The 16,912-nt window shown below is 49.6% G+C and carries 7 protein-coding genes; 4 read left to right on the top strand and 3 right to left on the bottom strand.

The annotated features are described in order from the left end of the window. Nucleotides 1-121 precede the first annotated feature (121 nt). The 4 genes from CWM66_RS16665 (at nt 122) to CWM66_RS16650 (ending at nt 13,285) form a co-directional block, all read left to right on the top strand. Nucleotides 122-1,015, top strand: coding sequence for a LysR substrate-binding domain-containing protein (locus tag CWM66_RS16665; protein ID WP_035886639.1), 894 nt, complete (start codon nt 122-124; stop codon nt 1,013-1,015). A gap of 464 nt (nt 1,016-1,479) precedes the next feature. Continuing rightward, the gene (locus tag CWM66_RS16660; RefSeq protein ID WP_107146927.1) at nt 1,480-4,776 is read left to right on the top strand and encodes an STY4851/ECs_5259 family protein; all 3,297 of its coding nucleotides are present in this window, start codon (nt 1,480-1,482) and stop codon (nt 4,774-4,776) included. Between the two features lie 2 nt (nt 4,777-4,778). Then, nucleotides 4,779-11,090, top strand: coding sequence for a DEAD/DEAH box helicase (locus CWM66_RS16655; protein ID WP_107146926.1), 6,312 nt, complete (start codon nt 4,779-4,781; stop codon nt 11,088-11,090). Between the two features lie 107 nt (nt 11,091-11,197). Next, entirely contained in the window at nt 11,198-13,285 is a 2,088-nt protein-coding gene (locus CWM66_RS16650; protein ID WP_107146925.1) for a DUF262 and DUF1524 domain-containing protein, read from the top strand. A 66-nt stretch (nt 13,286-13,351) separates the two neighbouring features. On the opposite strand, the gene CWM66_RS16645 is transcribed toward CWM66_RS16650, so the two are convergent. From CWM66_RS16645 to CWM66_RS16630, 3 genes are all read right to left on the bottom strand, one after another. Beyond that, the gene (locus CWM66_RS16645) at nt 13,352-13,654 is read right to left on the bottom strand and encodes a SymE family type I addiction module toxin (RefSeq protein ID WP_107146924.1); all 303 of its coding nucleotides are present in this window, start codon (nt 13,652-13,654) and stop codon (nt 13,352-13,354) included. 243 nt (nt 13,655-13,897) lie between these two features. Then, complete coding sequence (locus CWM66_RS16635; RefSeq protein WP_107146923.1) at nt 13,898-15,265, bottom strand: restriction endonuclease subunit S; 1,368 nt, start codon at nt 15,263-15,265, stop codon at nt 13,898-13,900. Continuing rightward, nucleotides 15,262-16,851, bottom strand: coding sequence for an N-6 DNA methylase (locus CWM66_RS16630; protein ID WP_107146922.1), 1,590 nt, complete (start codon nt 16,849-16,851; stop codon nt 15,262-15,264). Before CWM66_RS16630 ends, CWM66_RS16635 begins: the two co-directional genes overlap by 4 nt. Nucleotides 16,852-16,912: the final 61 nt, after the last annotated feature.

The raw sequence follows: 16,912 nt of genomic DNA, 5'->3' as shown, positions 1-16,912 counted from the left end.
CTGTTAATCTTCTTAAGGTGAATAATCCTCATGGATCATTCCCGATGAGTAACAGGCTACCCCCTGTTTCATGACGTAAGCAAAGTCATATTTTTCAGCTTAAGGTGAGTTAAATTCAGCTATGCGAACACGCCGATTGCCACCACTTTCTGCCATCCGTGCTTTTGATGCTGTGGCCCGCCACACCAGTTTTAAAGCTGCCGCGGAGGAGATTGGCGTGACGCCGACCGCCATCAGCCACCAGATCCGCGTGCTGGAGACATCGCTCAACCAGCGTCTGTTTACCCGCTCGGCGCGCGCCGTGGTGCTCACTAACGCCGGAGAAATTCTGTTTCGCGCCTCGGGGAATATCTTTGCCACGCTGCGCGAAGCGGTGGAGGCCATCGACAGGGCCGGGCAACCGGGAGCGTTAACGCTGAGCACTACCTCCAACTTTCTGACTAACTGGCTGGTGCCGCGCCTGCCGTCGCTGCATCAACAGCACCCATCGCTGGAGCTGCGTCTGCACAGCAGTACCGACCTGGTGGATGTTCGTGGTGATATGGCGGATTGTGCGATCCGCTACAGCATGCAGGCTGATGAAGCACTGGAGAATACGCTGCTCTACCGCGATCGCTTTGTGCTGGTCGCCAGCCCGCAACTGGCGTTGCGGGTGACCGAAGATCTTTCCCGTTTTACGTTGTTTCATATTGAAAACCGCCATGTTCCGCAGCCGGAGCCGGACTGGCCACACTGGAAAGCGGCCTTTGGTCCGGCCGATTTACCGGTACATACTGGTATTCATTTTGATGATGAGACGCACGCCATTCAGGCGGCGATTGCCGGGCAGGGTGTACTGCTCGCCAGCGAATTATTGATCCAGAATGCGCTGGCACAAGGATTGTTGCGCGTTGCCCTGCCGGGAACATTACCCGGCGGGAATTACTATTTCGTAACCAGCCAACAAAAAGCGCAGCGTGAAGAGGTTAGAATAATAAAAGCGTGGTTGCAGCAGGCATTTGCTGAGGGTGAATAATCGCGGCGGAGTAAGTTTAATTATATATTGTGTATTCATTCATCTTTTATTTAGAAAATGTCGTTGATACTTCTTAAGTGAAATTTATTTTCTATCCTTTATAACCATTACTTAGATTAGGTGTGATAATCATAATAGTTAACGGCATAAGAATTTTGTAAATCCTTCACGAATTTTAGAAATAGATCTTTTTGACTGTGGAAAATAAGGTAAAGTATTTTCCGTGTAACACTTCATGGTAAACGATGACATACAGCATCAATAAGACCATGTTTGGAAAGGCGATTTCCTGCCCTGCGCATGACGAAGTAGCGGATTTATCACCTTGCCTGCCAACTTTGGTAGGTTGATTAAACTTTATTGGAGTATATTCTGTAATGTTTTTTATTGTTAAATGTACAGGCTGTCCACCTCGTAAATAATAACCCTGATTCTACTACTGCACTAATAGCAAGGAGTTTGCTTTGAGTCAGTCTGAACTCGTTTCAGTATTTAAATGCACCCCCTGGTTGACGAAGTTTCTTACTCGTCGTGGATTAAAAAAAGCTGATAGTAGGCCTCTTTATGAATATCATGCAACCAGCGATGAATATGCCGATCTGAAACGGCTTCTTCGGGAAATAGGGCAGCCAGAAAAACTAAAAAACGATAAAGGTTATGCAGCCTGTTTTACCCTTTTTTGCTCCGAATGGTATCGCCGGGACTACGGGCGCGACTGCAAATGGAGCTGGGATCCTATTCATGCAGCCCTGAATATTAGTCTGTCTCATTCGGAATTAGGTTTGGTCGTACCAAAAGGATTGGAAGGTTTTTGGGAACGTCCAATTCGTTTTTATGAATCGGAACGTCGTAATTTTCTGGGGTCACTTTTCAGTGAAGGTGGTCTGCCTTTCAAGCTGCTGAAAGAAACGGATAGCCGCTTCCAGTCTGTTTTTTCCCGTATTCTTAATCAATACGAACAGGCCTCATCGCTGGGTTACTCAACGTCGATGTTGGTTCAAATGATGGTTGAAAAATCATCGCTTCCTCAAGGATTTCGGGAAGACACATCCATAGAATTCATCGCCCGGATGGCTGAACAACTCATTTCGTTGGTGCAACTCTATGAGCTCAGCACCCATGCTGAACCGGTTAAAGAGCTTGAGCGCGTACACCCTAAATGGCGCGACAGTTTTCCCATCCCCCTTGACGATGATACGGGAACCAGCTTTCTCAACGGCTTGCTTCGCACTGCATCGGTGGAAAATAAGCCCCGGCAGCGCAAAAGTAAGATTATTGAATGCTTTTTTTCCTGGTCAGAGCAAAAGCCCGATGCCTTACATACCTACATTTCACTGCCGGAAGAAATGGTTTTTCCATTATTGAGTGAACCTTCGACTACTCGCTTTGAACTGGCAGTGTGTGAAGACGGGGAAGACATGGTCAGCCTGGGAAGCGCTTACGCCACGCTTGAGCATATGCAAGCCAGATTACGGCTGCGCAAAAGTGATGTTCGTTTTCACCGGCGTCGTCCTGCCACCACATTGTCTCTGGTCGCCCGGGCTGGTGGGGTGATTATTGGCATTGTCAATATTGCTGAGAGTGAAATCCCGGTTGGCGATGTTCCTCTTGTCTTTGTGCGTCAGGGTGATGACTGGTCCTTGCAAGGGATTGCCTCATGCAGTGTCCGCAGTAGCGACATGCTAATCATTCTGCCGGAAGGTGGGACGCTGTCTGCTGAAAATACCCCCTCTGATTTTACCTGCCGGGCTTTCGGCTACCCTGCTTTAGTGGTGCAAGGAGGGCAGGATATCCTCATTGAGGGTGAGGAAACCTATCGCATACGTGCGGGGCTGGAGCAGGTGCGCCTGCCAGGTCTGGAGTTACAAGGTAAGCGTCTGAACTGGACGACCTTTCCTGAAGAGGTGTTTCTTGGCACTCCGCGAGTTATGCGAAAAATGGGGGTACCTGAAGTTCGCTACAGGCGTTTTTTGAGCGGTAAAGATATTGATGTGTGCGAGTTGCATGACACCATGGGTACGCATTTTTTGTCCATCCGCAATGAGAACAATGAAACGTTACTGCGTCGCAAAATTGGCATATTACCTGCGGATTTTCAGGTTGAAATTAAGAGCGGTGAGCGTGCAAACGAAGGAATCATTGCTATCTCGACGCAGCACAAATGTTGGTATGCATTAAAGGACAAAACACTTGAAATAGGCCGTAAGCGTTCCGGGAACAGAACGGAAATTCTGATCAAAGCGGAAGGGGTACCGCCCTCATCAGTACAATTGCAGGTTACCCCAAGCTTGATGGAAGCGCCCGTTGGGATTGTTATGCCTTTTCCCTCAAGTGGCTGTCTTGCTTTTGATGCCGAAGGTCGGCCGCTGGCAAAAAATATCACCATTACCGATTTGCTGGGCTCTCGAGTGTTCCTGTTTGGCAAAAATGGAGAACCGACCCGCTTTACCCTGGAACTACGCTTGCGTTCCAACAGTGGGCAGCAGGCATGGCATGAATGGCGTTATAACGCCGGTGAACGCCCGCTTGAAATTAATCTTTACAGCCTGAAAGAGCATATTGAGAACTTACTTTCCCTCGGTTCAGGGATTGATCAGATTGTGGATATGCGGATTAGCGGCGTAGGCGGTACCGGCAACTGGCAAATCCGGCGCTACAAATACAGCCTGGAATATGATCCGGCCTCACAGATACTGCGTTCCAACTCGATTCACAATGCATCAGGGAAAGCGCCTTCGCCAGTTATCATGTTGCTGAGCGAACCAGAGCGAAAATCCATTCCTCTGACATCAAGAATGAGTGAAGGTGTCCCGGTCGGTGAATTTGAGCTGGGCTCAATTGTAAGTAAAAACAGCCCCTGGCTGGTTCTGCCGAAACCTGGCGAAGAAACTGCATTCCGTCCCTGTTTTATTCGTGGTGAACAGTTGCCAGAAGCGGAAGCCGGTACGATTCACTCCTTGCAAAAAGCCACTCAGCTTTTCAAACCTGGTGCTGAGGTTAATACCATTTCCTTGGTTCTGGATCAGATGGCGAACGATCCGGCGCATTCTGGCTGGCAATTCCTGCAAAATCTTTACAGCCAGTTCAGTTATTTACCTCTGGCCACCTTCGAGGTCTGGCGTGCGTTATTTCAGCATCCTCAGGCACTAACGCTCTCCTTGTTCAAATTTGAAATGTCGGCCGAATATCTTGGTCGAATCGAATCTGAATTCCCCGTGTTTTGGGAGTTCTTACCGATACAGCAAATAAAAAATGCAGCAGCAAAAATGCAGGCCTTTATGGTGAGCAAAGGCGCATCTATAGAAATGCAGAGTAATTTCCTGAATAAAATGTATCAAAGGTTGGGAATGATCTTTCCTACCTATGCCAGCGATGTGCATAGCTGGTTAAGCGAGGGAAAGGCCCCGAGGCTTTTCCCACAACCGGTCATGAAAGAGATTATTCAGGGTTGGTATCAGGAGTTACTTCGTGAACACGGGGAATCCCGCTGGCCGGAATATGGCGGCCCACGTCTCTCTCGCTGGATCCAGTCGCAAGCCGATCCCATTATTGAAATCTCTTCCGATACACATTTTCGCTATGCCGTTGCATGGCTGCCGGTGTTTGCCGCCGCAGTAGCCAGCGGCAAAACCACCTTTACCAGCGTTTTTGGCAATGAACCTGGCGCCGTATTTTTCTTACGGCAGGTGAGAGACTTTGACTCTCGCTGGTTTAACGCTTTGTTCCAGTACTGCTTGCTGCGTAACGTTACGGAAAAATAAAAATGACTACACGCTATTTTTCGACACTCATTGAACAATCACTCTCTCGCTCAACGGAAGCGACACTCAGTATATTGAGTATTACCAATCCCCAGTTGCGTGAGCATCTTGCACAGCAAATGGCAGCAGAATGCGGTGCGGAAGGTTCATTTCTCGCATCGCCGGTTTTCGAGCAAACCTTTGGTTGGGAAGAGTCCGCTTTCACGATGCGCCAGCTGGCAACGGAAAAAACGTTGCTGAGTAAAGAAGTCGTCGCTTCTCTGGATAGCGAGGAAAATGGCCGCTATCGTTTTGGCGCAAGCTGGAAGCCTTTTACACATCAGTTGGCCAGCTGGAAAGCGTTGCTTGAGCAGAAGCATTCTATTGTGGTGACCAGTGGTACAGGCTCCGGTAAGACCGAGTGTTTTATGGTGCCGGTTCTGGAAGATCTCTACCGGGAACTACGTGGGAACGGTAATAAGCCGCTGGTGGGCGTGCGGGCGCTGTTCCTCTATCCATTGAACGCGCTGATTAATTCCCAGCGCGAACGCCTTGATGCCTGGACGCGCAGCTTCGGGACGGGAATTCGCTATTGCCTGTATAACGGCAACACCAAAGAGAAACATGCGGCCGTCAAAAGCGAGCAAGAGAAAAAGCCAAATGAAGTGCTTTCGCGTGAGAAGATGCGCGAAGAACCTGCACCTATTCTGGTTACCAATGGCACCATGCTGGAATACATGATGGTTCGCCAGGTTGATGCGCCGATTATTCAGCAATCTAAAGCGCAAAAATCATTACGCTGGATCGTGCTGGACGAAGCACACACCTATGTTGGTTCGCAGGCTGCCGAACTGGCGTTGCAGTTGCGTCGCGTAATGAATGCCTTTGGTGTTACGCCGAGGGATGTCCGGTTTGTTGCAACATCGGCAACCATTGCCGGTAGCGATGCAGAAAAGCAGCTGAAAAAATTCTTGTCTGAGCTTTCTGGCGTGCCACTGGAACAGATTGATGTGCTGGGAGGCAAACGCATTGTGCCTGAACTTGAGGCTAGCCTGAATCGCGCTGTTTCTCTGGATGTGCTCGAAGCTATTCCTGATGCTGGCGAAAAAGAGGTTAGCTCGGAGCGCTATAGCGCATTAACTCACTCACCGGAAGCGCGTCACTTACGTGAAATGCTGGTTAGCCAGCGGGCAATGAAACTGGATGCGTTGACCGCGCGCCTTAATGAACTGACTAAACAACGCTATAGCCAGCAGGACACTTTACGCTGGATTGATCTCTGTTCCGGTACACGTCCCAATGAACAGGATCCCGCTTTTCTCAAGGTCAGGGCGCATATTTTCCAGCGAAATACACAGGGACTCTGGGCCTGTGCTGACAAACACTGCGCGGCGAAGCACGGCACGGCTCTGGAGAAGAACTGGCCATTTGGCTATGTCTATGTAAACCAACGGCAGAATTGCGCATGCGGTAGCCCGGTATTTGAACTGGCATTTTGTAATGAGTGTAATGAACCCCATCTGCTGGCCCGAGAAAAAAGGGGCAGGCTTGTCCAATGGGAAAATAAAGGTGGTGACGAGTTCTCTCTGCAGGACGATATGCCGGAGGAGATTGAGCCGGTTGCTGAAAAAGTCGAAAAAGAGATTGTCATCAAGACTCCGCACATTATCGCGGCGGAACATAATGAAGCCGCTGGCTACACGCTTCAACGTCTTGATCGTCAAACGCACAGTATCGGTGTCGTGCACGATAACAGCATTTCTCTTGCCATAAACGACATCGATCAGGTCTGTAGCGCCCAGGGTTGCGGCTACCGGGGCGTAAAAGGAATATCACCTTTCCGACGTGCTATCCTGGGGAGCCCGTTTTATGTCACGCATATTGTTCCTACGGTGCTTGAGTACTGTCCGGATTTTGCCGGGAAAAATGAAAAAGGTGATGGTCAACAAACTCTACCGGGGCGCGGTAGACGCTTAATTACCTTTACCGATAGTCGCCAGGGCACTGCGCGAATGGCAGTGCGCATGCAGCAAGAAGCCGAACGTAACCGGCTGCGCGGCAGCGTGGTTGAAATCCTGTCGTGGTATCAGAAACAACAGTCGACAGGCGATGTTGTTGCTGCCGATATTGATCCGCAGAAATTCCGTGAACTGGCCGATAAAGCCCGCAAAGAAGCAAAAGAGTACCGTGATATGGGCATGCCGGGTGAGGCGGCAGAAGCGGAGGAAAAAGCGCTGCGTTTTGAACAGCGTCTGAAACAGGCATTGGGCGAAAAAGTAAGTGCGCCGTTGGTGTCACTCAGCTGGCGAGAGATGGTTGGCGAGTTACAAAAAACCTTTGATATCAAAGGTCCGATCCTGCGTTACAACAAATACCACAAACCGGAAATTTTTCGCGAGCATGATGGCCCGGTGAAATTATCGGAAATGCTGTTATTTCGCGAGTTTATGCGCCGTCCTAAACGTTCCAACAGCCTTGAAACCCAGGGACTGGTGAAGATCGGTTATCAGGGGCTTGATAAGGCGCAGATTGTTCCTGACCACTGGCAGGAAAAGGGGTTGTCACTCCAGGATTGGCAGGATTTCCTCAAAATATCCCTCGATTTTTATGTTCGCGAAGGCAGCTATATTCAGCTGGAAGATGACTGGCGGCAGTGGATTGGTAGCCGTTTTGCGCCGCGTTCCTTGCGCAGCCCTGAATCAGATGAGCATGACGAATATCAGATCAAGCGCTGGCCGCAGATTCGCCATGGCAATGTGTCGCAGCGGCTGATCAAGCTTTTGCTGCTGGGCGCCGGGCTGAATGTGAAGAGAACGGCTGATATCGATTTGGTGAATGCCTGGTTGAAAGCGGCCTGGAAGGCGCTTTCCGGGAATCTTGCTGTGTTACGTTCGGATGGTAACCGCTTTTACTTGCCGCGCGAGCATATGACTTTCTCGTTGGTGACAAAAGCGTATATTTGCCCGGTAACTAATAAATTACTGGACACGGCTTTCAAAGGCTTAACGCCTTACCTGCCGACGCATATCGATTTTGACAACCTGAGCGATACACAACGGCTGTCGTATCACGCGGAGCCGGTAATGTTGCCGGAGGTCTGGCATTTTGACCGCTCGCAGGATGATTACGATAACGGCATTAGCAAAATCAGACAGCAAAGTGCGGCAGACGATCTGGTGCAAAAGCTGCGCTCACAGAACTTGTGGACCAATATTAACGACCGGGCTATTGAAGGCGGCTTCTACTACCGCACCGCAGAACACTCGGCGCAGCAGTCTGCTGAACGCCTGGAAGAGTACGAAACGATGTTTAAAGAGGGCGGCATTAACGTTCTCAACTGCTCAACCACCATGGAAATGGGCGTAGATATTGGTGGTATCTCTGCCGTGGTGATGAATAACGTGCCGCCGCACCCCGCCAACTACTTACAGCGTGCCGGTCGCGCGGGCCGTAGTAAGGAATCGCGCGCCATCTCTTATACCCTGTGTAAGGGTAACCCACACGATCAGCAGGTATTTGCTAATACGCTCTGGCCGTTTGAGACGACGATCCCGGCGCCGATGGTGGCTATGAATTCTGAACGTCTGGTGCAGCGGCATGTTAATTCGCTGCTGCTCTCAGAATTCCTGTGTCACGTGATCGGGGAAACGGAAAAAGAGCGCACCAATCTCAACAGCCAGTGGTTCTTTGGCGAAGAGCATGAACAATCCATCTGTAATCGCTTTAAAGTCTGGCTGGAGCGTACTACCTTACCGGTCGATGGCGCACTGGAACAGTTAGTAAAAGGCACTGCGCTACACGGTGTCAGCCCCGACAATCTGCGCCGAAATACGCTCGGGTCCATTTCTTCCCTACAGAAACGCTGGCTTGATATTTTCCAGGATCTTTCGCGGCAGGAACGCGAGTCGCAGCCCGATACACCGTATCGTAAGCGCCTGGAGATGGAGAAAAAACGACACTGCGGCGAGTATCTGTTGCGTGATCTGGCGGCGAGAACATTCCTGCCTGGCTATGGCTTCCCTACCGATGTTGTCACCTTTGATAACTTCAACATGGAAGATTACATCCGTGAGAAAACATTCAGAAGCCGTGATAAGAGCGATCGTGAAGACAACGTCTCGCGCTATAAAGGGCTGCCTTCACGCAACCTGGGCGTGGCGATCCGTGAGTACGCGCCGGGTGCGGAAATTATTCTCGATGGCCGCGTGTTTCGCTCCGCCGGTGTCTCTCTGCATTGGCATAACCTGAACGCAGATACCAATGAACCTCAGCGGCTGGATGTTGCCTGGCGTTGCCATAAATGCGGGACGCTGGGGTATGGAGAGGGAATCAGCGGGCAGGGCGAACTGTTTTGTACCAATGCTGCCTGCGGCGAGCGGATTATTTCTGCAAACAAACGCCAGGTATTGCAACCGGCGGGCTTTGTGACCGATGCCTACTATCCGGTAACCAACAACATCGAAACGATGAAGTTCATCCCCGTGGTACCCGCGTGGGTGTTTGTACAGGCAGAACGTGAACCTTTACCGAATCCGCTAACCGGGTTTATGGCGTCCGGGCCTGATGGTCGTGTATTCCAGCAAAGTATGGGTGAAGGTGGACATGGTTATGCACTGTGCATGATTTGTGGCCGCGCGGAGTCGATGATTAACGAAACTGATGCGCCAAAATCAATGGAAGCCCACTATCCGCCGCGCCCGGGTAAGGGAGATCGTGATAGCCAGAACCATCGCCTGATCTGCCCGGGTTCCACAGCATTGAGAACCAAAGTGACACTGGGTGCCGTAGCGCAGACGGATGTGTTTGAGCTTATCCTCAGGCGCCCGCAGAGCGGCGAGTATATTCCGGATGGTTCCGACGAAGGTCGCAGCGTTGCAATGACGCTGGCCGTCGCTTTGCGTCGCGCACTGGCCGGTGTGCTGGGGGTTTCCGCCGCGGAGCTGGGTTATTCCATTCGCCCGGTGAAACTGGATAACGAACAGTCTGTACTGGCCATCCAGTTGTATGACGTGATTAGTGGCGGGGCCGGTTTTGCCTCCAGCGCGCCATTACATATTGATGCTCTGCTGAGAGGCATGGTGAAACAGCTCGGCTGTAGCCATTGCGATACGGCCTGTAGTGAGTGCCTGCTCGATTCGCAAACCCGTCACGATCACGATGCGCTGGATCGTAAAGCGGCGCTGGCCTGGTTGGGTGAGGATTTCACACACTATATTGGTTTGCCGGAAGAGGAAAAACTGTCGTTGGTAGATGCGCAATATTGCCCCGGCAGCATAGAAGATGCCATTCGGCGCGTGATCAATGAAGGTGCCACATCATTGACGGTGTGGCTCAACGAGCCGCTCAGTGAGTGGGATCTGTATGCCAGCGAGTTCCGCAGGGCGATCCTGCGTTACCGGTTGACCGATAATCTGGATGTGACGCTGGTGATCCCGGCCGGTATTACCGATGCCGACGTGTTGGGCGAGCTGGCTCAGTTTGCCGCGACGGGCATACGAATTTGCTGCAACAAGGTAGCGTTGACGGTGCCTGTTATCGCTCAGTTGCTGCGTGGCGAGAGCGTTATAACGCTGGCAACGCGTGACATGCAAGCGGCCATTCCTGGTTCTGACTGGCACCTGACGCAGGCCCTGGTTGTGCGTTCGCAGACATTTGCGCCGGTCGAGCTGGAAGCGGTGGATCTGGCACGCTGGAGCGAACCGGCAGGCGAGCGGGTAAAAGATCTTTCCCTCTCTACTGAACTGAATGGCCCGATTGCGCAGTTTGGTCGCCGCTTCTGGGCCGAGCTGGAAAAAGCCAATGAAGAGACTGCTGCGCTGCTGAAAAACAATCAGATAACGCGTGTCTACTACACCGACCGCTATATTCAGAACCCGGCGGCGCTGGTGTTGCTGGGTTCGATTATGAATCAGTTGAAACCGCGTCTGAGCGGCCATGCACAGGTCGCCATCAATACGCTGTTCAAAGCGAAAGAGAAACCGGGCTTCAAGGCGGCACACGACTGGGCAAACGAAGATGATTTCCAGGGTTTTGCTGAGCAGTGGTTTACCACGCTGATGGGCAAGCCGGTTGATGTCACGCTGAATTACTCCAACCGGGATATTCCTCATCATCGTAAGTTGCTGGTGGAGTTTGATAACGGCAAAGCGCTGAAGATCCGTTTCGATCAGGGAATGGGGTACTGGTCCATTCAGTTCCGCCCCGACAGTTATAACTTTATGGCGGAAGTAGAGGATCAGATCTTCAATATGGCGCGTTCGTTGGAACAAGCCCGGGTCAGCAATAAAGAAGAGCGCTGGCCAACGGATGTGCTGGTGGAAATTCAGCAGCAGTAAAGCAGAGATGCCCCGTCGTAAGGCGGGGCTTTCGTATGTCTCGCAAATAATGAGTAAGAGAGTAGATTGCATTTATTGCTCAGTATATTTAAAAAGGAAGTTAGACGATGAAGGCCAAAGAAGCGAAGTTACTTAATTTCCTCCAGACAGCACCGCAGTTAGTGATACCAATCTATCAGCGACTTTATTCCTGGAGTCTGAAAGAGTGTGAGCAGCTCTGGGAAGATATTATTCGTTGCGGGCTTGATGAAAATAATCACGGTCATTTTATCGGCTCGGTAGTCTATATCGAAGAAGGACTGTACTCCGTAACCTCTCAGTCGCCGCTCTTAATCATTGATGGTCAGCAGCGTGTGACGACAGTTTCACTATTGATTGCTGCGCTATCTGAGGCGGTAGGGGAAGAAGAATTTATCGAAGGATTTAACCGGGAACAGTTAAGAGGGTTTTATCTGACAAACCCACTATTATCAGGTGAAAAACGCTACAAACTTATTTTGTCTCAGGTTGATAACGAAACACTGCGTGCGATAATCAACAGAAAAGCGTTCCCGGATGAATATTCAGTACGGGTCAAGGAGAATTTCGAATTTTTCCAGGAGAAGCTAAAGGATGAAGCGATTCTGGAAACGGTCTGCAAAGGGCTAAGTAAGTTGATTGTGGTTGATGTTTCACTACAGCGCGGAAATGATAACCCGCAACTTATTTTCGAAAGCATGAACTCAACGGGTAAGAAATTGAGTCAGGCGGATCTGATCCGCAACTATATTCTGATGGGGTTAGAAAACGACCGTCAGACCATGTTGTATAACGATCATTGGCGCAAAATGGAGCTACTGTTTGGTCAGGAGGCTTATTCATCGCAGTTCGACGCCTTTATGCGCCATTATTTAACGGTGAAAACGGGAGATATCCCAAAAATAGATGATATCTACGAGGCATTTAAGCAATATTTTCACAGTTTGAGTGATACGGTTGAATCTGTCGTTGCCGATATTCATCAGTACGCGGTTTATTACTGTGCTGTAGCCTTAGGGCGTGAAAGGGATAAAACTCTAAAAGAGATATTCCGTAATATTCGTGAGCTGAGAATGGAAGTTGCTTATCCTTTGATGCTGGAGTTGTATGATGACTATCAGCATCAGAGACTGTCGCTGAGCGATTTTGCCGAAGCATTACGTCTGATGGAAAGCTATGTTTTCCGCCGTGCAGTTTGCGCGATTCCAACCAACTCCATGAACAAAACTTTTGCCGGATTGAGTAAAAGTTTTGATAAATATAACTATCTGGAAAGCCTGAAAGCTGCCTTTTTGCTGCTGCCATCTTATCGCCGTTTCCCGACAGATGAAGAGTTCAAAAGAGAGATCCAGAGCCGCGATCTTTATAACTTTAGAAGCCGCAGTTACTGGCTGAGAAAGCTGGAAAATCACAATCATAAAGAGCCTATCCCGGTTGATGAATATACCATCGAGCATATTATGCCGCAGTGCGATAACCAGCCGGAAAAAGTCCCCGTCGCGTGGCGAAATGCGTTAGGCGATGAGTGGCAGCAAGTATGGGAAACCTGGCGTCATACGCTGGGAAATCTGACGTTAACTGGTTATAACTCTGAATACAGTAATCGCTCATTCGCTGAGAAGTGCGATATGGAGGGGGGATTTAAACACAGTCATTTGCGGCTGAACGATGGTCTCTCCTCGCTTGATGTCTGGAATGAAGAAACTATTTTAGCCAGAGCGAAAAAAATGTCTGAGCAGGCAAGTATTGCCTGGCCTGCACCAAAGCTTTCCGCAGAAGCGGTGAAACGCTATCAGCCAGAAAGTCAGGCTAGCGTTACTTACGGGTTCGAAGACCATCCACATTTGGCAAAAGAGCCTGTCAGTTCATTGTTTGAAGCATTCAGAACCGCTGCAAAAGAACTGGACCCCTGTGTGACGGAGGTTTTCCTCAAGCTTTATATCGCCTATAAAGCTGAAGTGAACTTTGTTGATGTAATACCGCAAGCAAAACGGTTATTACTGATCCTGAATATTCCTTTCGCGGAGATTAACGATCCACGGAGTTTATGCCGAAACCTGACCGGCATTGGGCGCTGGGGAAATGGCGATGTGGAAGTCGCTTTCGAAAAAACAGAAGACTTGCCTTATATCATGTCTCTTGTGACGCAAGCCTTCGAACGACAGATGGATAATTGAAACGCTTAATATACGCCGTTATCTGAGTACACCCCGACGAGAAGTTGGGGTGTACTCAAGCCAGAATTACCGCCGCAGCTTTTTCTCCTTACCCGCTGCTAACAGGGCGGCCAGCTCTAATGATGTTTTTATTTCCGGCTCTTTCGGCGGTTGCCGGGTGGTCAGCAAAATACAGCCCCGCATCACCTGTACATCGACTTTCGCACCCATAGTAAAACCCGCCGCCTCCAGCCATAACCCCTTCATAATCACCGCCGGGGTATAAACATTATCCCTGTGACGACCCGCATAACTCACGGTTAAATGACGGTACGTTACCGAACGGGCTTTTTCATTCTCACAAACTGCAATACAATCCACGTCAGTCATAATTACTATTCCTCGTAAATAGTGATTGTGATCAGCGGTGCGGGTGTGTTGCCGCACATCCCCACCGCGCTAAAAACACTGAAAAAATAACCATGACAAAAATAAAAGTCCAGAAAAAAACAGACAATAATCGGCACCATTCGGAATAATCAATAAAACGCGCATAAAATATTTTAAACGCATTTTAAAATACCCAAAAAATAAAAACGCACGGCGTTAACCGTGCGCAAATAATAAAGAGAGTTATGCCTTTTTACGCGACGCTTTTTTACCTGTGCTTGCCGCGCGTTCGGCTTTAATTTTTTCCAGCAATGCAGCCGCGCTATTTTCCCCGGAGATCAGATCCGGGTTTTCAGCACGCCACTGAGCGGTAAGCTCACCGCGAAACGCCTTCGCCAGGATAGACTGTGTGAGGTTGTTCACGCGGGCAAGCGCAGCGTTGACCTGCTTTTCAATAGTGTCGGCGTAAGCGAAGAGTTGTTCGACACGGCGCACGATCTCGTGTTGTTCAGCAACTGAGGGAATAGGTATAAGAAATTCTTTAAGAATGTTCGCTGGCAGCTGGGGTTGGGCGGAACCTGATTTTTTACGCAATATTTCCCTTTGGAAATAAGGAGAGGCGATAGCTATTTTGAGAAAATCATTACAATGCTCTCTATTTATCTTCCTTAAGATTAACATGCCAGAGTTTATTCTCACGTTCGCGAAGGGTACTGTTTTATCATATGAGGCAATATTCCCCAGCGTACCACGCGTAGTAATTATTAAATCATCTACTTCAAGCTTCCCATTTTTTAAAGAACTATCTTTTTCTTTGCTTATGAAAACAGTTTCAGCAAAATTGAATCCAAAAGGTCGTACATTTTTAGTCGAAAGAAATAAACAATCACCATTTTCTTTGTAATCATTTTTTTTCGGATAATTTGGTCCTCGATCGCCATCAATACATTTAAAAACCGATTTTACAGGCAATTTCAGCCATGGTTCAAATGAAGGTCTAATATCTTCTGTAAGTTTTCCATTTACAGCTGTGTCTAAAACAGCCTGACGAAAACGTTTCAGGATTTTCGGGATTTGCTCAAGACGTGCTTTGGTGCTGTCTACCTGCGCCAGCAGCGTATCGAGTTTTTCAGCGATGATTTTTTGTTCGGCAAGTGGTGCTAAACGAAGTGGAGCTTTTAGCCCGTCAGCAGTGCCTAAGCGAGGCATATTTACGCCATAGCTAACTTCATCAACGTAATGCAAAAAGGACGAGCTTTTAAGCCAGTAAAAAATATATTTATTGAAGCAAAATGGCTCTGCATTAATAGGAACAATTTCTGTTGTACAAACGCCATCCTCGTCAGCGACAATGATTTTGTTGAGATATGGGCGAAGTTTTCCGTAAAGAACGTCACCTTTTTGGAAGCTATTTTTCGTACTTTTGAATGGTCTTTGATGCGCTCTGGTTTTGCCTAATAATTTTGATGAGTCTTTTTCTATATCTTCAAGTTCTAAAACCCATGTTTCTTGCTTAACGTCAGAAAGAGTTCTTTTTGCCACTTTACCATACTCGACAACATTGCCTAACTGAGTTTCAGCCCAACCCTCCGGCAATTTCCCCGCGCTCATGCCTTCACCTCACCAAATGCTTCTTCCAGCAACTGACGCTGCGCATCGGCTTCATCGCCTGCGCCCAGCTCGCGCATCAGGGCATCCAGCTCGCCCAACGCCTGCACCAGTTCGGTCATCGCCTCTGCCGCTAACACATCAGGCTCCGGCAGGCTGTCGGCATCGATACTGTCTTTATCTTTCAGCCAGGAGATATCCAGTGAGTCCGACTTGGCAGTGCGGATCCACTCGCGGCTGAACTTGCGCCAGCGACTGGTTGCGAGATGCTGGTCGGTGTTTTTGTTCTCTTCGCTGTCGGCGATTTCGCTCTCTTCGGCGTTAAAACTCCACTCGCCTTCGGTACGCGGGCTGAGGCCGTGCGGATCGTCACCGAACACCTGCTCAAACGGTTGCAGATGCTGATCGCCAAACGGTGTGCGCTTACCAAAGCCCGGCATATTGGTGCGCAGATCGTACACCCACACGTCGTCGGTGCAGTTCTTGTCCTGGTTCGGATTTGCCTTCGTGCCTTTGGTAAAGAACAGCACGTTGGTTTTCACACCCTGGGCATAAAAGATACCGGTCGGCAGACGCAGAATGGTGTGCAGACGGCACTTGTCCATCAGATCGCGGCGGATCTCGGTGCCTTTACCGCCTTCAAACAACACGTTATCCGGCACCACCACCGCTGCACGACCGCCCGGATGCAGGGTTTCAATAATGTGCTGCATAAAGCAGAGCTGTTTGTTGCTGGTCGGGTGAACGAATGTGCGAGTAATACTGGTGCTTGCTGCACTACCGAATGGTGGGTTCGTCAATACCACATGTGCTTGTGGCAGGTTTTCGCCATCGCTTCCAAGTGCGTTGCCCAGACGGACGGCGCCACCGTGATCGAGGTTGCCCTCTATGTCATGCAGCAGGCAGTTCATCAGCGCCAGACGACGGGTGCCGGGTACCAGCTCAAGGCCGACAAAAGCACGGCGGATCTGAAAGTCCTGGGTATCCGGATCCAGATCGTCAAGATCGTTGGTATGAGCTTTAATGTAACGGTCAGATTCAATTAGAAAGCCCGCCGTCCCGGAGGCCGGGTCTTGTATGATTTCGCGCGGCTGGGGTTTAACTAACCTAACAATTGACCTGATCAATGGACGAGGAGTGAAGTATTGACCCGCGCCGGATTTGGTTTCGTTGGCATTTTTCTGCAAGAGCCCTTCGTACATATCGCCGAAGTCGTCTCGGGATTTACCCTTACTGCCGTTATACCAGTCCAGCGAGTCCATATTACCGACCAGCGATGTCAGGTATTTAGCTTCCCGAATGGTGGTATTTACGTTTTGGAAAATAGCCTGTACGACATCATTTCTAACAGAACCTAAATGCACTAAAAGGTTACGGTAGAAACTGTATTGCTCCTGACCGATGCGGCTTCTTAAATCATCCCAGCGGTAACCTTCTGGCAGATAGTCGTGCTCCTGGCCTGTCTCTTTACACATTTTCAAGAACAGTAAGGTTGCCAGTTCGTTCACATAATCCTGATACGTTACGCCACCATCACGTAAGGTGTCACAGAGTTTCCACAGTTTAGCGACCAGATCGTTATTGTTCATCACAGGTTCCGTGTAAAAGCTGCGGCCCTGAACGGGCCGCGGAAGAAGAAATTGCCGGGGA

The sequence above is a fragment of the Kosakonia sp. H7A genome (assembly GCF_003028445.1).
GTDB classification, from domain to species: Bacteria; Pseudomonadota; Gammaproteobacteria; order Enterobacterales; family Enterobacteriaceae; genus Kosakonia; species Kosakonia radicincitans.
Note: the sequence above shows the minus strand (reverse complement) of the source record. Positions and strands in the feature narration are given on the sequence as shown.